At 50.7% G+C, this 17,855-nt stretch carries 21 protein-coding genes; 2 read left to right on the top strand and 19 right to left on the bottom strand.

Translation table 11 applies throughout. The annotated features are described in order from the left end of the window. Window positions 1-248 precede the first annotated feature (248 nt). The 15 genes from WKI47_RS02605 to WKI47_RS02675 all read right to left on the bottom strand — a co-directional run bounded on the left by WKI47_RS02605 (window position 249) and on the right by WKI47_RS02675 (window position 12,741). Complete coding sequence (locus WKI47_RS02605) at window positions 249-893, bottom strand: HAD-IA family hydrolase (protein WP_037288590.1); 645 nt, start codon at window positions 891-893, stop codon at window positions 249-251. A gap of 280 nt (window positions 894-1,173) precedes the next feature. Further along, entirely contained in the window at window positions 1,174-1,845 is a 672-nt protein-coding gene (locus WKI47_RS02610) for a pyridoxal 5'-phosphate synthase (RefSeq protein ID WP_340225634.1), read from the bottom strand. Between the two features lie 4 nt (window positions 1,846-1,849). Next, window positions 1,850-2,716, bottom strand: coding sequence for an aldo/keto reductase (locus WKI47_RS02615; RefSeq protein WP_340225635.1), 867 nt, complete (start codon window positions 2,714-2,716; stop codon window positions 1,850-1,852). A gap of 84 nt (window positions 2,717-2,800) precedes the next feature. After that, window positions 2,801-3,706 carry a Cof-type HAD-IIB family hydrolase gene (locus WKI47_RS02620; RefSeq protein ID WP_340225636.1) on the bottom strand — a complete coding sequence of 302 codons (906 nt, stop codon included), beginning with the start codon at window positions 3,704-3,706 and terminating at the stop codon, window positions 2,801-2,803. Window positions 3,707-3,825: 119 nt separating this feature from the next. Beyond that, window positions 3,826-4,746, bottom strand: coding sequence for a hypothetical protein (locus tag WKI47_RS02625; RefSeq protein WP_340225637.1), 921 nt, complete (start codon window positions 4,744-4,746; stop codon window positions 3,826-3,828). A 78-nt stretch (window positions 4,747-4,824) separates the two neighbouring features. After that, on the bottom strand, window positions 4,825-5,622 hold the full coding sequence (locus WKI47_RS02630; RefSeq protein WP_340225638.1) for a hypothetical protein: 798 nt from the start codon (window positions 5,620-5,622) through the stop codon (window positions 4,825-4,827). Window positions 5,623-5,643: 21 nt separating this feature from the next. After that, window positions 5,644-6,057: a DUF3592 domain-containing protein gene (locus WKI47_RS02635; RefSeq protein ID WP_340225639.1), complete on the bottom strand. Its 414-nt coding sequence runs from the start codon at window positions 6,055-6,057 to the stop codon at window positions 5,644-5,646. Between the two features lie 110 nt (window positions 6,058-6,167). Beyond that, window positions 6,168-6,527 carry a hypothetical protein gene (locus tag WKI47_RS02640; RefSeq protein WP_340225640.1) on the bottom strand — a complete coding sequence of 120 codons (360 nt, stop codon included), beginning with the start codon at window positions 6,525-6,527 and terminating at the stop codon, window positions 6,168-6,170. Window positions 6,528-6,567: 40 nt separating this feature from the next. Next, the gene (locus tag WKI47_RS02645) at window positions 6,568-6,936 is read right to left on the bottom strand and encodes a hypothetical protein (RefSeq protein ID WP_340225641.1); all 369 of its coding nucleotides are present in this window, start codon (window positions 6,934-6,936) and stop codon (window positions 6,568-6,570) included. Window positions 6,937-6,940: 4 nt separating this feature from the next. Further along, window positions 6,941-7,531 (bottom strand): isochorismatase family cysteine hydrolase, encoded by a 591-nt coding sequence (locus tag WKI47_RS02650; RefSeq protein WP_340225642.1) that lies wholly within the window; start codon window positions 7,529-7,531, stop codon window positions 6,941-6,943. Between the two features lie 116 nt (window positions 7,532-7,647). Next, window positions 7,648-8,577: an NAD(P)/FAD-dependent oxidoreductase gene (locus WKI47_RS02655; RefSeq protein ID WP_340225643.1), complete on the bottom strand. Its 930-nt coding sequence runs from the start codon at window positions 8,575-8,577 to the stop codon at window positions 7,648-7,650. Window positions 8,578-8,859: 282 nt separating this feature from the next. Further along, window positions 8,860-9,456: a GNAT family N-acetyltransferase gene (locus tag WKI47_RS02660; protein WP_340225644.1), complete on the bottom strand. Its 597-nt coding sequence runs from the start codon at window positions 9,454-9,456 to the stop codon at window positions 8,860-8,862. A 141-nt stretch (window positions 9,457-9,597) separates the two neighbouring features. Then, window positions 9,598-10,638 carry an ABC transporter substrate-binding protein gene (locus WKI47_RS02665; RefSeq protein ID WP_340225645.1) on the bottom strand — a complete coding sequence of 347 codons (1,041 nt, stop codon included), beginning with the start codon at window positions 10,636-10,638 and terminating at the stop codon, window positions 9,598-9,600. Window positions 10,639-10,894: 256 nt separating this feature from the next. Next, complete coding sequence (locus tag WKI47_RS02670) at window positions 10,895-11,719, bottom strand: hypothetical protein (protein WP_340225646.1); 825 nt, start codon at window positions 11,717-11,719, stop codon at window positions 10,895-10,897. 134 nt (window positions 11,720-11,853) lie between these two features. Beyond that, window positions 11,854-12,741: an aminoglycoside phosphotransferase family protein gene (locus WKI47_RS02675; RefSeq protein WP_340225647.1), complete on the bottom strand. Its 888-nt coding sequence runs from the start codon at window positions 12,739-12,741 to the stop codon at window positions 11,854-11,856. Between the two features lie 182 nt (window positions 12,742-12,923). On the opposite strand from WKI47_RS02675, the gene WKI47_RS02680 reads away from it, so the two are divergent. Together WKI47_RS02680 and WKI47_RS02685 are read left to right on the top strand one after the other, a co-directional pair. Further along, window positions 12,924-13,505, top strand: coding sequence for a TetR/AcrR family transcriptional regulator (locus WKI47_RS02680; RefSeq protein ID WP_340225648.1), 582 nt, complete (start codon window positions 12,924-12,926; stop codon window positions 13,503-13,505). Between the two features lie 68 nt (window positions 13,506-13,573). Beyond that, the gene (locus WKI47_RS02685) at window positions 13,574-14,350 is read left to right on the top strand and encodes a glucose 1-dehydrogenase (RefSeq protein ID WP_340225649.1); all 777 of its coding nucleotides are present in this window, start codon (window positions 13,574-13,576) and stop codon (window positions 14,348-14,350) included. 105 nt (window positions 14,351-14,455) lie between these two features. On the opposite strand, the gene WKI47_RS02690 is transcribed toward WKI47_RS02685, so the two are convergent. From WKI47_RS02690 to WKI47_RS02705, 4 genes are read right to left on the bottom strand one after another with little or no spacing between them, the layout of a single operon-like run. Further along, a complete protein-coding gene (locus tag WKI47_RS02690; RefSeq protein WP_340225650.1) occupies window positions 14,456-15,082 on the bottom strand; it encodes an NUDIX hydrolase in 627 nt (208 codons plus the stop codon). A gap of 19 nt (window positions 15,083-15,101) precedes the next feature. Continuing rightward, the gene (locus tag WKI47_RS02695; protein ID WP_340225651.1) at window positions 15,102-15,389 is read right to left on the bottom strand and encodes an adhesin; all 288 of its coding nucleotides are present in this window, start codon (window positions 15,387-15,389) and stop codon (window positions 15,102-15,104) included. Window positions 15,390-15,417: 28 nt separating this feature from the next. Continuing rightward, window positions 15,418-16,776, bottom strand: a complete 1,359-nt coding sequence (locus tag WKI47_RS02700; RefSeq protein ID WP_340225652.1) for a GNAT family N-acetyltransferase — start codon at window positions 16,774-16,776, stop codon at window positions 15,418-15,420. Between the two features lie 38 nt (window positions 16,777-16,814). Continuing rightward, window positions 16,815-17,810: a nucleoside hydrolase gene (locus tag WKI47_RS02705; protein WP_340225653.1), complete on the bottom strand. Its 996-nt coding sequence runs from the start codon at window positions 17,808-17,810 to the stop codon at window positions 16,815-16,817. Window positions 17,811-17,855 lie beyond the last annotated feature (45 nt).

Genomic DNA, 17,855 nt, shown 5'->3' on the forward strand with positions numbered 1-17,855 from the left:
AAATAAAGAGATGCTGATATCTAAAATACTCATTCCTGCCAATGCGCAACAATGCAGGCATTTGATCGCTTGATCAGCAACATTCACGATGAACTTTTGCTGAATCGCAGGATTGGAGCGGCCATGTCTGGGTTTGAGAATGTAAATAAGTAGTGTCCCCATCCAAATCAGCATAAAACAAATAAAGCCGCAGGCACAATGCCTACGGCTTTACATCAATCAAGATAACGCTTACATGCTTTTTTGATTTAAATTGCTCCTGTATTGAAACCTTCAATCGCCGCCGACACTTCGCCGGGGCACAAAGCGGTAAAATCGGGCGAAAAGCGTTTCATCAGCTCGAACGAATCGTAACCCCATCCGGCCGCGATGATCTTGATTCCCGAACGCTGTCCGGCTTGAATATCGCGAAGCTCGTCGCCGATATACAAAGCTTCGTGCGGATTAAGCTTGTTGTCACGCAAGAACGAATGAATCGCGCGATGCTTGCCGAACAAACTGAAGCACGAGCGTACCTGCACGAATTGACTGATCTCGTTATGGCGCAGGAAGGAACGGATATTGCTTTCCAGGTTGGACGATATGATGCTTAACTGATACCCTTGGGCATTCAAATCCCGAATCAAATCGCCGACGCCGTCTTTGATTTCGAGCGTTTTGATCTGACGACGATATTCCGAAAATAATTGAAAGCCGAGGAAAGGCAGACGGTAAAGCGGAATGCCGAGCGCTTTGGAGCGTTCGCGTATGGACCGTCCGGCGAACGGCTCCGACTCGTCGTCGCTGATCGCGCGATATCCGTGTTTGGCCGCCAAGCTGTTATATAGCTCAACGATAAGCGGGCGGGAGTTGACAATCGTTCCGTCGAAATCGAAAATTACGTGCCGTATCATGGTCCATACCTCCTCTTATAGTCAAAGCTTATACCTTTTATATAACCGCTTTCGACTTAACGTTGACCTTTAATTCCCTGAATACTGGAAAACAGATTCGAGTATATACTCTATTATAACGGATTTTCGGATCAAAAAATAAAGATTTATTTTAATTTTGTACAATTTAAGTGAAAAAATCCGCCGACAGACCGTTTATAGGTCGTCGGCGGATTATACAAATAGCGAATGAAAAACTTGGAATCGCCAATATCTTAAGAACTTACGTTCTCTCCAAACGTTACGGCCACAATAAACCATGCTCCCATTCGCCGCGATCGTTTAGCCGATATTGAACGCGCGTATGCTTTCTTCCCGGATCGGCCTGCCAAAACTCGGCTTCGTCGATCTCAAGCGCATATAATCGCCACAGCGGCGCCGCGGCTTGAGGATATTCCTCCAAATATCGCCGCTGCTCGGCCAACTCGCTTTCCAATTCGGCTTGACTGCCCAGCGGAAGGCTTTGCCGGCCGATCATCGCTACCGCGCGGGCTTCATTCGGACGACGCCGGAAATCTTCAGCACCTGCTTTTTCTCCTGTTTCGGATGCCCTTCCCCGCAAACGGATCTGACGCCCGACCGCAGGCCAGTACAAGGTTAGCGCGGCATAAGGCCACTCTTGAAGCTGTATCCCTTTGCGGCTCTCCATGCTTGATGCGAAATAAAACGTTTCGCCATGCACGTCTTTGAGAATCAATGTGCGGGCATCCGGACGGCCTTCGCCGTCTACCGTGGATAGCGTGACCGCATGCGGTTCCGTTACCTGCTTCCGCAGCGCGTCTTCGAACCAAAGAAGAAATAATTCGCCTGGCCGACCAGGCAGATTTTCCGTATCGAAGATGTCGAACGACCCGGTTAACGACTTCAACCCGCGGAATAGCGGATTTCGGTTATCTTTTTTCGTATCGCTCATAGGCTCAGGCCAACTTGTTCAGCGTCTCGAAGTCTTCGTCGCTCAGTTCCAGTCCCGCGGCCGCTATATTTTCTTCCAGATGGGACAACGTTGACGTACCCGGAATCGGCAGGGTTACCGGGGAACGACGCAGCAGCCATGCCAACGCGACTTGAGCAGGTTTGGCCTGCAGCTTTTTGGATATTTCGTCCAGTGGGCCACCTTCTTTCGCCAACGCGCCAGTCGCGAGCGGGAACCACGGGATAAAAGCGATTCCGCTGGCTTCGGCTTCTTCCAGCACATCTTCCGCTTTGCGGTTCGAAAGGTTATACAGATTTTGTACCGACACGATCTCCGTAATCTCTTTGGCTTCGCGCAACTGCTCGACGCTGACTTCGCTCAGTCCGATATGCCGGATCTTGCCTTCTTTGCGCAGCAATTCCAGTTCACCAAGCTGTTCGGCCAGCGGCACTTTGGGATCGATACGATGAAGTTGGAACAGATCGATCCGTTCAACGCCCAGATGACGCAAACTCATTTCCGCTTGTTGGCGCAAATACTCGGGACGGCCAACCGGGCGCCAATCGTTGGGACCGGAACGAGTCAGTCCTGCCTTGGTCGCTACTACCACGTCTTCGGCGTAAGGATATAAAGCTTTGCGAATCAGCGGCTCGGCTACGACCGGACCGTACGAATCGGCCGTATCGATAAAGTTGACGCCCAGCTCGACGGATCTTTTTAACACCCGCACGGCTTCGTCCGGGTCTTTTGGATCTCCCCACACGCCTGGACCGGTTAACTGCATCGTGCCGTAACCGAGTCGATGGACCGTCATATCTCCTCCGATCGTGAATGTCCCGGAATCGGCAGCTGTAATAGGGTTCTGAGTCAATGAATTCTCTCCTCTCGGAATAAAAAACCAGATCTGCTCACTCATTACCCGAAGAATCCCTGTTACAATCGTCGGCGATTCCGTTTAAACGGCAGCTTCACCGTCCGCGGGCGTTCCTGAAGCGATCGGCAGTTCCCCACCTTGAATAAGTCCATATTTGACAAAAGCTTGGTATAATCCGTCTTCCTCCAAAGCACCTGTCACATGATCGGCCACCCGCTTGAGTTCTTCCCGTGCATTCCCCATAGCGATGCCCGTTGCGCAATACTGAAGCATCTCCATATCGTTCAGGCCATCGCCGATTGCGACGGTATCCTCGACCGAGCGGCCGATATGCGCCAATACGTCTGCAATCGCAACGGCTTTATGCACACCGGGAACGGTTAATTCACCGCTATCTTGGCCGAACATCGGTACCGTGCACTGAATAACTTCAAATACGCCTTCGAATTCTGCTTTAATTGTCTCGAAAGGCAAATTCCCCTCCAGGAAGCAGACCTTGTTGACATCTTCCTTGTACAAATTGCTTTCGCCATACGTCAGTGTTTCCAAAAACGGATGCGGAGCCGTCTCCAGTTTTTCTTTGGCTGCCTGATCCTGTTCCACATCTCCATAGATCAGACGAATCATATGCTCCCGCAAATTGCGGCTGGCATACAAGGCAGAATTGGATTCCAGATAAAAGTCGATGTTGTGCCGGTCGAAAAAGTCTACCAGATGGCGCACCGCCTCCGGCGATACCTGCTTATGATATAGCATCGCATTCCGGCTCTCGACATAGCCGCCGCCTGCGCCGATCAGACCGTCAAAGCCGATCTCCCAGATTGCTTCATAAATTTCAGGCTTGGATCTTCCCGTACACAGGTACAACTGGTGGCCATTCGCACGTGCCTCACGGCAAGCCTGCACCGCAGATGCCGGCACGATCCCATCGTCGTCAACCAACGTTCCGTCAATATCAATAAACACGATCTTGGAGTTAGCGTTCATAATCAAGTAGACCTCCTGGTATGAAAATCGGGTTGGCGAATCATTCGATTCCCTCACTACAGTAAGCCTACAATCTGAAACGCGTTTCACGTCAAGCTTTGTGTTCATTGCTGATCTGATTACCGAAAAACAAGCTTCTGGGCAAAGCGTTCCAACCGGCTAGGCCCCTGATCTTTAGCAAACAAAGGTCGAATCATCTCAAAGACAAGTAATAACAGGATCACCCAGCGGTAGTACGGATACAAGATGTAAGACACGAAGAAACTGACTGCGGGAAGCTGAAACAGGAATCTCAACCAACCCTCGATTAGCAGGCCTACAAATAAAAGCGCCAGAACGATATGCAGCTTTCGGTTGAATAAAGGGGCTTTAACAAAAAGACTAACCAGTCCAAGCAAGCTAAACAGCAAAAACATATTTTTGAAATTCAATAAGCCGATCAGTATATTTAAGCTTTCGTTATTCGAGTAGGGAAATTGGCGTATGAGGAGGAACACAGCCGCTACAAGCATCACCAAGATAGAGCCCAAGCTGTAACCAGATTGCGAAGGTTCACTTTCTGTTGATCCTGATTCCATCGCTTTCGTAGTGCTACCGCTATTTTTACGCTGCTTGGCTTCTTTTAGAAACCGTGCGAAAAAGGCCCCAAACAGTACGATCGAAACAACCAATGTCACCAAAAAATTCACGTTTCTCACTGAGCTAGGCGAGCTGATCACTTGAAAAACGAAAAGAATCAGATAAATTGATGACAAAGTCAACGCAGCGCTACTTTTTACAGCAAAGTAGAACATGGAGGCGAGAAGCACGATCGATAAGATAGAAAACAAGACTTGCGCCGAATCCGTTTCCCCAGCGCTTCCTCCCGCAATCATTCCGATAAAAACAAAAAACAGCCCGAGTGCATTGGTAAAGATCAACTGAATGACCAGTAGGGCATACAGCCAACCATTTAGCGTTCCTAAACGCAGTTGGTTGCTCTTCGTATCTTTCCCCTTCAAGATTTCTTCTGTATTTGCTTCCTCTACGTTCTCCGACAAAGGGATCTCTCCATTCATGCCTATGTATTGGTTTTCAGGATAAATATACCACATGAATAGAGATTCTAATATGGTTGCTTATAGCCACTTTCCAAAATATTTCTCTACAGATTCCCGAGAATATCCGTCGTCTCCCTGCCAACCATCCACGGCGAAAAAGTCGGTATCGCCACGTCTGCCTTTTCTCGGCGTATCTTGTTCGGCCAGTATGCCCGCATATGCCCAAATTTCCATGATCTGATCGCGTTCGGCTTTGTTTGAGGCCAAGACGTCTTTCCACCGCTTCTCCAGCTTACGGGCATGATCCTCCGGTTCACAGTCGTCGACACCTTTTAACAGATTGCGCAGGATATCCACGTCTTCCCGCGTCACTTCCCCAATGTTTTCACGGGTTAACAGATACAGATCCATCCAGCAGTAGGTCAGCCAGTTATGACGAACGCCGCCCCACTTTACGCGCTCGAAATTCAAAATATTGAGATCATGATCCACGTAACTTTTTTCCGACTGAAGCCCTGCCTGATCACATTCGGGACAAGCGCTGGTACGCCGATGCTCAAAAACAGGCGATTCGCTATAGGTATGGCCGGGAACGTTCTTCGTCAAGGCAAAGCTGGATAATGCGCTGCGAAGCTCTACCCGCCGACTGGATAAACTATGTAAAAAAGCGGCTCCGACCCGTTCTGCCGCAACCTCTTCATGGAGAGCCTGGATTCGCTGAATCAACTCGTCATGCGTAATCGTTAACGGGTCGAACATCAGGTTTTGCGCTTTTGCATATTCAAAGTCGTCGCCCGAATAGCTTGCAGGCGCGTTTTTCCATCCTTGAGCGGACCAAAAAGTCGTCGTGAGAATCTTTTTTGCCTTCTTGTCCAAGTTCGTATCCTTCTTTCTTGCTTAAAATGATAACGCGGCACCCAAAGCCAGAAAAACAACTCCGACTACGATCGGTAATGTCTGCTTACGCAAGGTATCGCTATCGTTCAACATTTCAAAAAGCGCAGGATCTTCCGGGTTATAATGCACCTTCACCTGCCCGCCGCTTGTCTGCGATCGCATGGAACTTCCGACTCTCGATACATGTTCAACGATACCTGAAGTTGTTTTGAAGCGCACTACAGGATGATAGTTAATCCCGGTACTGCCTCTGTTCAATCCCGTGTCGGGCAACTCTTCGTAACGTAAAATCTCGCCCGTCACGGTATATGCACTCTTTTGCAGCTTACGACGACGAATCCCCGAATATATACCGAATACGATAAACAATGCCCCAAGCGCCCAGAAGAGCCGTTCATTTCCCCATCCTTCCATGACAAAAGCCTCCTTATTCAAATCTAAGCATTCTCAGTTATTTACCGCCAACAGCTTTGATCCAATCCCAAAAAAAGCAAGCGAGATTTCCCCGCCTGCTCTTAATCCGCCTACTCCACTCGGTGTACCAGCTTGCTTCGTTTTCCCAATGTCATCTCGACGATCTGTCCCTCACGGAAACTCTCGGGATTCTGATCGGCGGAAATAACGGAACTCTTATGCTTGCCGTTGTCCAACTTCACCCACACTTGGTTGCGATGTCGGCTGACTACGGTCCCCTGCATTTTGGTAAAATCTTTTCGCGTCATGTCCATAACGATCATAAATAAGACGACGAACGAAATAACGCCCACAACCATAAACATGATCTGCAAGACCGAAAATTGGGGATTTCCCCAACGCATAAAAATCTGTCCTGCCGATAAAGCAAACAAAAGCGTCGTAATAAACAAAGTCGTTTTCATTTGCAAGATCCGTTCCCCCTTTCTTTATATCGATATGAGGAGTTATTCAATTCAGCGATTTCAATTCGTCGGTCATATCCCGCTTTACAAATTCGGAAGGGATATCATGCGTCTCGGTAAAGCTATGAAAAAGCATTTCGGTCGTTTCCGCATGAAAAGTCTCGACGACTTCGCCGCCCGGCTCCAAAATTTGTCCAATCGCATAATGGCGGAATCCGTCAGGGTGAGGAACCCGAATTTCCACGATCATCTCTTCATACGAACCGGCGCATTGTATATACAAATTATCGCTTACGGTAAGTCCGCAATATGTACGATTCAGATCATCCATCTGATCCAAAACCTGTCTGATCCGCTCGCGGGAAGCATTCTGTTCGGTAACATTCCCGCGTCTCTCCTCATATCTGAATTCCATGGAATCACTTCTCCTTTTCTTCGCCCAAGCTCGCAGCCCATTCTTCTACGGTCATGACGTCGGCTTGCACAGGGAATACTTTTTCGGTCAAAACGCGATGGACATCCGCATCCTGATCCAGACAAGCGTCAGCCAGAACGGTCAAGCCATAATCTTTGTCTGCTGCTTCACGCAATGTGGACAGGACGACTCCGCTTGTAGCAATTCCGGACAAAACGAGCGAGTCGATGCCTTGCGAGCGTAGCACGGCTTCCAGATCGCTTCCGGCAAACGCACTTACCCGAATTTTGGTTACGATCGGTTCATTCTCTCTCGGAGCCAATTCGGCGTGAATTTGCGTGCCGATATCTTCAGTGCCTCCGCCCGGAGTCCCGATGATGCGCCCAAACATCTTATTGCGAGCGCTCACATTGACATGCCCTTCCCGAAAAGCAACACGAACGAAGATTACAGGCAACCCATGCAGACGTGCCGTTTCCAGCGCTTGTTTAAAAGGGGCCAGTTGAGCGGTGTCGGACGTATATCGGGACACGATCATGTTTTGCATATCCATCAAAAGCAGAGCTGTTCGGCCTTGAACAATCGGAAGACTCATGAAAACATCTTCTCCTTCCCCGAGTTACAGATTTGGAACAAACAAAACCGCAGAGCCTTAAGCCTGCGGTTTGGTGTTGGTTCTATTTTACATCTTGCGGTGAACAGGAACAAGAGCTACGGATTCAGAATACGCTTTTCCCAATCCAACTCCAACAGCTCTGTATTGATGCCTACGCCTGCCATCGAACCGGCTGCGACGGCTGCGGCAACCTGATACTTTTGTGAAGCCCCGTCGCCGGCACCGAACACGCCAGGCACATTCGAGCGCCCTATTTCATCCACTACCATCGTACCGGATTCATTGACGTCACAGCCGAGATGTACAGGAAGATCGGAGCCCGGAGCAAGCTTCGGTGCAAAGAAAATCGCGGTCCGCGCAATCTCGCTGCCATCCTCCAATACAATCGCAACCGTCTCGCCTGCCTCAGAAGCGATCTCGCGGATAGGAGCATCATAGACGGGAATGCCTCTGCGCATCAGCTCGTTCGTCTCTTCCTCGGGACGAGGGCTTCCATTGGTGAAAACAGCCAAGTCATTCGACCATCCGGCGACTGTACGCGTCAGGTGCATCGTATGTTCTCCAGCGATGATAGCGATTGGCCGATCCTGCATCTCCCAACCATCGCAATAAGGGCAAACATAGGCGCTTTTTCCATACACGTCCTCCAAGCCTTTCATATTCATCGGAAGGTCCTTCATCCCTGTCGCAAATAACAGCTTACGGCCGATATATGTTTCTCCGTCGCCGGTGGTCACTTGAAATGCGCCATCGTTTCCTTCTATATTTGCAGCTACCGTTTGAATAAAACGTACGCTTGGATACGCGGCGATCTGTTCATGTGCGACTTTGCGCAATTCAGATGGAGATACCCCGTCACGGGTCAAAAAACCATGAGATTCTCGAGTCACCCGATGGCGAGGCAGAGCTTCGTCAATCACAAGCACGTTGCGACGGGCTCTTCCCAGAACAAGCGCTGCACTCATTCCTGCCGGCCCTCCTCCGATAATGATAACGTCTGCCGGATTTGAAGATGGATTTAACATATGGACCGCTTCCTTTCGCGTCTATTATAGATTCCTTATATCTCTTATTACTCAAAAAGAAAAGCAGTCTTCGTAATGAATAGATCAGAATAACGAGGAAGACTACTTCATTTCAATTAAAGATGATATGTATCTATAATATTCGTAATCGTTTCGATTTGTCAATTCTTTTGTCTAAGGCGATTGAGAGTTTCTTTTTCTCGGGTTGTTTTGCTTTTTTTCGGTTTTCTTGGTTTATTATTTTGAATTTTTCATATAATGATTTTATATTTAATTTCCCCATTATTTCAGCTCTGCCAAATCCAGATAAAATCTGCTGGTTTCGTGCACTCGCGAAAACTTGCTCACGATATAGGCTTTGTCCGAACCGGTGTAGTGAGCGAATACGGATACAGGGCGCAGATGCGGTACTTTGCTGTCGATCATGCCTTTGAGATTTTCGTCGCCTTCCACATAAACCTGCAAATACGAATCGCTCTGCTTGAAACCTGTGCCCATATACCAATCGCGCACCCATTGATCATCTCGCGTCCAGGCTTCCAAATACTGCATGCCCGCGGCTCTCGCCCGCTCAAGCGCTTCGACCAGCAGTAGACGACCGATACCTTTGCGCCGATGATCCGGATGCACGGCCAGATTCCGGATCATAGCGCCCCTGCGCTGGGGATCGGAGCAAACCTCTCCCGGCTGTCCGTCCAGTTCGAGATCGATCAACCCGATAATCTCGTCTCCCTGGGCAGCTACCAACTCGATCGAAGGTTTGTCGTACTGCTTTTTCGCGTTCAACACATTGTCGTAGTAAGCGGTATCAAGCAAGGCCAATACGCGGCATCTCAGCCAGCTTTTCTCATCTTCATGTTCATAAGGCCTGATCATCATGGGCAGGTCTCCTTTGCGATAGATCGATTTTATCTAATTTACCACATTCCAATCCTTTACAGCTAAGTCATTTTGCATACTCAACACCAAAAGAGCACTCCCGTCGGGGAATGCTCTCGAATCATTTATTGCAAATTCATCTTATTTCGTGGACAACAGGCTATCCGCAATGAATTTCAATTGTCCTTCCAGCGTAATCGGATCGTTATACGTATCCGAAGTGGCATCCAGTTGGAAAACGTGGCCGGCTTTTACAGCGGGAAGGTTCTTCCAGATATTGTTGCCGTATACGACTTCCGGATCGCTGGTGTCGCCCGACCAAGGGCTGGTGAAGATTACGTCCCCTGCGTATTCCGGCAGCACTTCCAGCGAGATCGAAGCAAATCCCGTGCCGCTATCGATCGCTTCCGCTTGGGCTTTTGCAGGAGCTTTCAGACCGAATTCGCCATAAATGATTTCGCCGCCGCGTCCGTAGTTATGTCCGAATACGTAGATGCCTTTTTCGTAAGGATTCAACAAGGACACGGTGCGATCGCCCATAGCTGCCTCGATTTGCGGTTTCAGTTCGGCGATCTGCGCATTCCATTTTTCCACCCATGCCGTAGCTGCGTCTTCGCGATTCGTCAGCTTGCCCAATTTGACGATCAGGTCTTTGAAATTGTCTTTACCGTATGCAATCTGAACGACTGGCGCAATGGCTTCAAGCTGGTCGATGCCTTCCGTGCCTTGATAGACGATGATCAGATCCGGTTTCAGCGCCAGAATCGGTTCCGCCGTTGGCGTCTCGCCCAGATCGACAGTACCTTGGTCAGCCAGCTGTTGCTTGATGTATTTGTTGTTAATCGCACCCGATGTTGCCCCTACGACAGGAGCGTCAAGCGCTACAAAATAGCCTGTTGTAAAAGCAGTCAGGTCAACGATACGTTGCGGATTTTGGGGAACTTGAACATCACCCGCGTCCGATGCAAAAGTCACCGTCTCGCCTTCGGTTGCCGCAGCTTCTTCAGCCGCAGGCTCTGGCGCTGTCTCTTCTGTAGTCGTCTCTACCGCCGCTTGCTCTTCTGTTACCGCTGTACTCTTTGTATCGGCTGCACTGCTTGTTGTGGACTGACCGCATGCACTCATTACCAACATCAGAGCCATGACCAGCATCAACAAAGCCGCATTGTATCTTTTCAGCACAATAAATCCACCCTTTTTCTATTTGATATTGATAATCGTTATCAAAAATAGCATGTGATCCGAGATTTGACAAGCAAATTTTTCAGATGTGCCAAAAGGGAGCGACAGCCAGAGATTCAGCTATTCGATTTAAATGAATAAAGCATGTTGAACGTCCAGACCTTCCTCAGTCAGGATCGGAGGTCTGCTCTCTTTTACATATACTTCCGAATAAAAAAGACGACCTTCCACAGTGGAAAGTCGTCTTTTCGATAGATCACTTCGCCTCTTCCCGCTCGATACCGCTTCCTGCTTCACGGCTCCGACGCATTCTGCGTTCTGCCGCGCTCTCTTCCGCTCCGCGCAATCCATCCCGTGCAAAAATCAACTCCAGCTCCAGCAATCGATCCGCCAGACGAACCGGAATGGCTTCACGCAATTGCGGCCATGTAAGAAACTGTTCATGCAATAAGCGGTATTCGGTATACTCCAAAGCAGGCTTGAACGCAAACGAACGCAAATAGCGTTTTACGCGCGCATGGACTTCTTCCGCATCGCCGCCCGCAGGCAGCAAACAAGCGATCTCTCCGCCCGTATACAGCCCATCAGCGCCTGCACGTTGCCCCGTTCCCAGGTACAAGTCTGGCAATAATTCGAACACTTCGGGCATCGCGGACAAGGCGTGCTTGCCCGGTTGAGCAAATAAGCGCACATGGGTGTTATCGCTCAAGTTGCTCCGATTTTTAAGTAACCCTTTTAAAACGCGGCCATGGAATGTGGCTTCACAGTCAAGCACTTCGCCGTTCGGACCCACATAGATCCAGACCTGCTCCAATTGATAAATATGCCCGATCTCGTAATCCCACCAGATCGCGTACTCCAATACCCATTCGGTACGCGGATCGGCTTCCTCGAACGACCGTGGAAACGATGGGGATTCTTCCTCGACGCCCAGGCAGGAAAATCCGACCAGATTGGGCAGGAAAGGCTCACGCAGATCGAACATCAAATAAGGCGCATAGCGCTCGCACAACATACGTTTCTCGTCTTCGGCATCTTTTGCCGCTTGTTCTTCGCGTCCGCTCGCCGCCGACTCGCTCATCTTCTCAGCTCCTTAACATTTCGCTGCATTCGCATCGCAAATCGTTGCCGGAATGCGGATTCATTTTCCCCTATCTTTATTTTGCGGGAAAAATGTTTGGTGAATGTTAAGCCGAGTAGAAGGAAGCGTTAACTTTATCCGGAATGTGAGGTTGCGTAAGCTTCCAATCCATAGGCCAGCACGTCTGCGTCTCCTTCTTCGGCACCGTATAGCGCTTCGCGCAATAGGAGTATTTTGGCATACAGACGAGCCCGATCCGCCAAGCCTGCATCCCCGCCATACGCAGCCAGGCATTTTTCGAAAAACGATGATCCGTATCCGCTCAAAATGCCTGCAAAATCAATAGCCGGATCGCCTAATCTCGCTGACCCAAAGCCAATTACGCCAGCCAGTTGCTCGTACTCCGCATCCCATAGCAGATGTGCCGGGCCGAATGCTCCATGGATGAGCATTTTCGCAGACTTCTTTTCGGATTCGGCCCAGGCTTCCAGATCGATTTCGGCTTGAGCCTGCAACGTCTTGCTCATAACAGGAAACAACTGCCTGCGCATAACGTCTTTCAACCGCTCGTCCGAGAGTTGTTGAAGTTCTTCGCTCTCCTCAGGCTCAGGAAGGTCGGCTTCCAATTGTACCGTATGCAGACTTTGAAGAAATCCGCCTATCCTGTCCGCAAGACGCGTTTCCTCTTCTGTTCCCGCCAAGCTTTCCACTATTTCGGGCCATAACGGCTCTCCGTCGATTCGTTCATACCCGATAAAAGCAAGCACCGGTTCAAGCCGTTCCAACGATTCGTAGAGCGGTACGGGCACCGGCAGGTTGGCAGCTCGCGACACCGTTGGCAGCAAGGTTCGGGCTTCATACGCCAGACGGTTTGCTCTATATTCATTTCGCGCAAACCGAAAAACCAATTTATAGTTAATACCGAGGACTACATAATGCTGCGCGGCTCGTTCTGTCTGAATATCCTCGATCGCCATCGCTGGATAGACTTCCTGAAGACGTTGTGCGAATGGATTGCTCACGGTTAATCCTTCCCTTCTTTTCTCTTTTATTAACTTAACATACGCGAAAAAAGGGCTCAAACGTGTTTCGTTCTTTTCTTTACTGATCGTTCTCAATATGCTAGACTAGATCCATCAAGGAGCTGAAACGAGTCTTGATAATTAGAGAATGATTGTTCTAAAAAGAAAGGAAGGACTTTGCCATGGCAAGAAGCAAAGAATTCGATGAAGCTGCCGTCCTTGAAAAAGCGATGCTGCTTTTTCTCGATCAGGGCTATGAAAAGACTTCTATGCAGGATCTGGTCGAACATATGGGGATTCACCGGCGCAGTCTGTACGATACGTTCGGGGATAAACATGCGCTCTTTATGCGAAGTCTTCGCCTATACAAATCCAAAGTCGACGACCGTCTCGGTCAAGCGGCTTTGAATGCTCCTTCCGCGCTCGAAGGCATTCGGCTTGTATTCCGTGCCATGACTGACCGCGCTCCCGAAGAGCCAAAAGGCTGCTTGCTGGTGAATACGGCAGTCGAACTCGGCCCGCGGGACGAGGAAGCCGAACGGCTGACGGACGAAAGCTTTTGCAAGCTGGAAGAGCTGCTGAAGCTGCTGATTCAACGCGGCCAGGCGAATGGCGAGATCGTTAACGAACTTGATTCTCAAGCCACGGCGGAAAGTCTGCATACCACCCTGCTCGGCATTCGTGTGTTGGCGAGAACGTCGGCGCCGAAAGAAAAGCTGCTGCGTATTGCGTCCGTTGCTCTGAGTTCGCTTGAAAAAGACTGATTGAAACAGTCTTTTTTAACCCCTTTTTAGAACGATCATTCTCAAAAAAACATTCAAAAGGAGCGTTTATGATGCAAAAATTAGCGGGAAAAGTAGCTTTGATTACCGGAGGAAGCAGCGGTATCGGTTTGACGACGGCTCGTTTGTTTATCCAGGAAGGCGCCAAAGTCGTGTTGACCGGACGTGACGAGCAGAAATTACAGGCTGTTCAGGCGGAGCTGGGCGAAAATGCAATTGCGCTACAAGCGAATTCTGCGGATACGGAAGCCCTCCAACGCGCTGTTGCGGCAGCGGTAGAAACATTCGGCGGACTGGATATCGTGTTCGCAAACGCAGGCATTTCCGGATCAACGCCGCTCGAAAACACATCGCCAGCCTATTTTGAGGATATTTTGCGTATCAATGTTACCGGACCTTTTCTCACCGTGCAAGCCGCCCTGCCTCACCTGAACGCCGGCTCTTCCGTCATTCTGATCGGTTCGGTTATGGCTAACGCCGGACAGCCACACTCGTCCGCTTACGCAGCCAGCAAAGGAGCCGTTACCGCTATGGCGCGTTCGATGGTGGGAGAGCTTTCTCCGCGCGGCATTCGCGTCAATACGGTCGTACCCGGTCCGATCCGCACACCGATCTGGGGGCAGACAACCGCAGAAGCGCTGGATCAGCTAAATGACGGATTTTCGCTCGGCGTGCCTTTGAAACGTATGGGAGAACCGGAAGAGATTGCGAAAGCGGTGCTGTATCTGGCTTCTGACGACGCCTCTTACGTACAAGGAGCGGAACTGAGCGTGGATGGCGGCATTGCTGCGGCTCCGATGGGAGCTCCGGTTTATTTGCAGCATTAAGACGGAGCTCAACGCAAAAACGGACAGCGCCAATGCGGTGTCCGTTTTTCGTCATGTTTAACATCGAATTGCTCGGGTGCCAGATCGAATTCCGAGAGGCGGGAGTTATAATTTTTCCAAAGCTTGGAACAGCAACCCGTAATAACTCTCGGTATTATCCGTATAGTCGCTTAACGCAACCTGGCGCTTCTCCTGCACAGGACGATGATGCTCATCATAGGTAACGCCCTCAATCGCAATGCGTTCCGTTTTCCCCTGCACCAACTCCCGGAAGTCCTCGGCCCCGACCCAAAACACGCCGGACACTTCGCTGCGTTGCACCCGGTAATCTTCCAGCTTCTGATCGCAGCGATACAGATGGACGTGAGTGAATTCCCGGTCCATGTAATGCTCGGATATTCGATATTCTTCTTGATGGATACCGCAGTAGATCAGATCCTCGTAGCGAGCGGACAGGCCCAGTTCCTCTTCCAGCTCGCGCAACCCGTCTTCTGGCGTCTCGCCCGCTAGCAAGTGGCCTGCACTGGAAGTGTCAAGCTTGTCGGGAAACGTTTCTTTGTCGGGATGACGCAGTTGAAACAGCAGCTTCCATCCGCTCTCTCGCGAACCCGACACGACCCAACAATGGAAGACCTGATGCCATAATCCTTGCCGATGGACTTCGCCGCGAGGCGCGGTTCCGATCCAATCCTTGTTTTCATTGAATACGTCCAACACTTCGGTCACGGCCATAATGGCTATACGGCTCCTTTCAGCGATGGTCTTTTCCTTGCATGATCAGGCCTTTCCCGCGCTCGTCAACCAGCAAATCCAACGTAACGCCGGAATCCACGAAACCGATCGCATGAGGCTCATAGACCACTTCAAGACCGTTCACGACGACGCTGCGATCATTAGTCTCGGCTGCTCCAAGCTTCACCATGAATCCGGGCCCGCAGCAGCTGCAACTTTTGCCGTTCGACAAAACGCGAAGCGACGAAATCCCGGTCTTTTGCATTTGCTCTTCGATAAAAGCTTTCGCTTCGTTCGTAATCACCATAATCGTTCGCCTTCTTTCACTTGCACGTCTATTCTTCCTCCGCCATGTCTTTCGGATTCACGATCGCGAGCAGCACATGATCCTGCCAGCGTCCGTTGATGTTCACGTTACGGCGGCACAAGCCTTCGCGTTCGAAGCCCGCCTTCTCCAGCACGCGCAGCGAGCCCTGGTTGTGCGGCATCACGCCCGCCTCGATCCGATGCAGCGCCAGCACTTCGAACGCATGACGTACCACGAAACGCACCGCTTCTGTCATGTAGCCTTTGCCGTTGTAATCGCCGTCTATCGAATAGCCGATCCACGCGCTTTGCAGACTGCCCCGCTTGACGTCCATCAAATCCACGCCGCCAATTAGCTGTCCCGATTGCCGCTCGCGAATCATGAAGCTGTAACGGGTGTCCGCAGCCGCGGCGTCGACCGATCTGCGCACGCGCGCGACCTGCTCTTCATACGTGTAAAAGGAGTCTTCGCGCGTCGCCGTGAACTGGAGGAAAAACGCTTTGTTTTTCAATTCGTGCGCGAACAAATCGCTCACGTCGCTCTCGCTGACCAATTCAACACGCAGCCGCTCGGTTCCATCGTGATACAAGCCTAACGCAGACTCTCCGTTTGCCCACTCGGGTCGTGTCGATAAAGATTCGTCCAAGCTTTCTTTTTCCTGCTGAGGTTGGTGATGATCCATCTCTTGATAAGCCTCCATCCATGTCTCGCCTGTTCTTGCCATGCGTTGGGGTGAGCTGGCATGTTCCAAAAACCAGCGATACAATCCTTCGTTGGCATAAACTTTTTTCCAGCAATCATGACCCATTCCGGGATAAAGCGTAAGCTCTACCTCAGCACCGACGCCTCGCATCGCTTCGGCAATCTTCTCCGATTCCGTGCTGCCAATGACCTGATCGTCCATCCCGTGAAAAATCCAGGCCGGCATGTCTTTGAGCTTGCGGGCATGGGCCGGATCGCCTCCGCCGGATACCGGGGCAATCGCCGCAAAACGTTCCGGGTGGTGCTCGGCCAGCTGCCATACGCCGTACGCGCCCATACTGAAGCCCGTCAGATACACGCGATCGGGATCGATAAGCCAATGCTCTTCCAATTCGTCGAGAATAGCCAATACTTCATCTTCGCGCGTATTCCAAAAGGCTCCCAGCGGACACTGCGGAGCCACAACGATAAAAGGAAAATTCCGTTCATTTTCGACGTGCGCCGGGAGGCCTTCTCTGCGAATCGCATCCGTCTGCGTTCCATTTCCCCCGGCTCCGTGCAGATACAGGATCAGCGGCCATTTCTTCGAATCACTTTCTTCATAAGTCGAAGGAACGTACAGCAAATACTTCATCCGAATGGTTTTAAGAATTTGCTTGTCGATCCGAAGCTCTTGTCCATTCACTGTTCCAGCCTCCTTTTACACGCGTCATTCACAAGTCTCTATTGAATCGCACCCAGCACATCCAGCAGCATCTGCTTGAACCGCGGACGGTCGATGCCTTGGCATACGCGTACGTTCGGCTGACGGCCCAGACGCCCGTTGATATCGACGACGCTATACCCCCGTGTCCACTCGCCTTTGGTCTCCACGTCGACAAAGTAAGTATGGCTTTGGGTCATTACCGATTCGTCGGCGGCAACCGCCATCAGCAGCGTATCCGGATGCGTAGTACCGTTAAGACGGTGTACCTTTTTATTAAACTGCATCACGACTTTGTTGACCGCAACGAAAAATTCCGCTCCCGAGGTTCCAAGCGCCGAAATTTCCGCATGATCCTCGTCGTCCATCAAGGAGAAGTCCGTACACATTTCCCAGCCTACCATCGTCGTCGGTATGCCGGAATTAAGGACCAGACTGGCCGCTTCCGGATCGGTGTAAAAGTTGTACTCGGCTGCCGGCGTGATATTGCCCAGTGCATTATTGGTGCCGCCCATCACGTACAAATGCGCGATTTCCGGTACGATGGTCGGTTCCTTCTGGATCGCCATCGCGATATTGGTCAGCGGCGCGATCGCGAGCAACGTCACCTCTCCCGGATATTTGTGCACCGTATCGATCAGAAAGTCAACCGCATGTCCTTCCGATGGGCGCTGTTCGGCCAAAGGGAAATTGGCTCCGCCCATACCGTCGCTGCCGTGCACATCTTCGACGGTCAAGTGGGACGGCGAGTTCCAAGGCGCCAGCAGCGGACGTTCGCAGCCTTTGAAGACCGGAATTTTGCCGTCTGCTCCGCCTTTGCCTGCAACTTGAATGGTGTACAGAGCGTTTTCGACTTCCTGGTCAAACTGCACATTGCCTCCGGTCATCATGATTCCCAATACGTCAAAATGATGCAGCGCCGTCAAGATCGCAATCGTATCGTCTCCCGCGGTGTCCGTGTCGATAATCACTTTGCGCCGTGCTTTTTCAAAAGGTGTTCCTTGTTGCATTGTCATCTGCTTATCAGCCTTTCTTTGTCGATGTTCTGCCTGCCGTCTACC

It is taken from the genome of Saccharibacillus sacchari (assembly GCF_037722395.1).
Classification (GTDB): domain Bacteria; phylum Bacillota; class Bacilli; order Paenibacillales; family Paenibacillaceae; genus Saccharibacillus; species Saccharibacillus sacchari_A.

Bases quoted from the DNA above. Each gene is read 5' to 3' on its own strand.
- WKI47_RS02695 (WP_340225651.1), bottom strand. From the start codon at position 15,389: ATGGTGATTACGAACGAAGCGAAAGCTTTTATCGAAGAGCAAATGCAA.
- WKI47_RS02670 (WP_340225646.1), bottom strand. From the start codon at position 11,719: ATGAGCGAGTCGGCGGCGAGCGGACGCGAAGAACAAGCGGCAAAAGAT.
- WKI47_RS02685 (WP_340225649.1), top strand. From the start codon at position 13,574: ATGATGCAAAAATTAGCGGGAAAAGTAGCTTTGATTACCGGAGGAAGC.
- WKI47_RS02690 (WP_340225650.1), bottom strand. From the start codon at position 15,082: ATGGCCGTGACCGAAGTGTTGGACGTATTCAATGAAAACAAGGATTGG.
- WKI47_RS02705 (WP_340225653.1), bottom strand. From the start codon at position 17,810: ATGACAATGCAACAAGGAACACCTTTTGAAAAAGCACGGCGCAAAGTG.
- WKI47_RS02655 (WP_340225643.1), bottom strand. From the start codon at position 8,577: ATGTTAAATCCATCTTCAAATCCGGCAGACGTTATCATTATCGGAGGA.
- WKI47_RS02660 (WP_340225644.1), bottom strand. From the start codon at position 9,456: ATGATGATCAGGCCTTATGAACATGAAGATGAGAAAAGCTGGCTGAGA.
- WKI47_RS02645 (WP_340225641.1), bottom strand. From the start codon at position 6,936: ATGGAATTCAGATATGAGGAGAGACGCGGGAATGTTACCGAACAGAAT.
- WKI47_RS02635 (WP_340225639.1), bottom strand. From the start codon at position 6,057: ATGGAAGGATGGGGAAATGAACGGCTCTTCTGGGCGCTTGGGGCATTG.
- WKI47_RS02620 (WP_340225636.1), bottom strand. From the start codon at position 3,706: ATGAACGCTAACTCCAAGATCGTGTTTATTGATATTGACGGAACGTTG.
- WKI47_RS02650 (WP_340225642.1), bottom strand. From the start codon at position 7,531: ATGAGTCTTCCGATTGTTCAAGGCCGAACAGCTCTGCTTTTGATGGAT.
- WKI47_RS02680 (WP_340225648.1), top strand. From the start codon at position 12,924: ATGGCAAGAAGCAAAGAATTCGATGAAGCTGCCGTCCTTGAAAAAGCG.
- WKI47_RS02610 (WP_340225634.1), bottom strand. From the start codon at position 1,845: ATGAGCGATACGAAAAAAGATAACCGAAATCCGCTATTCCGCGGGTTG.
- WKI47_RS02605 (WP_037288590.1), bottom strand. From the start codon at position 893: ATGATACGGCACGTAATTTTCGATTTCGACGGAACGATTGTCAACTCC.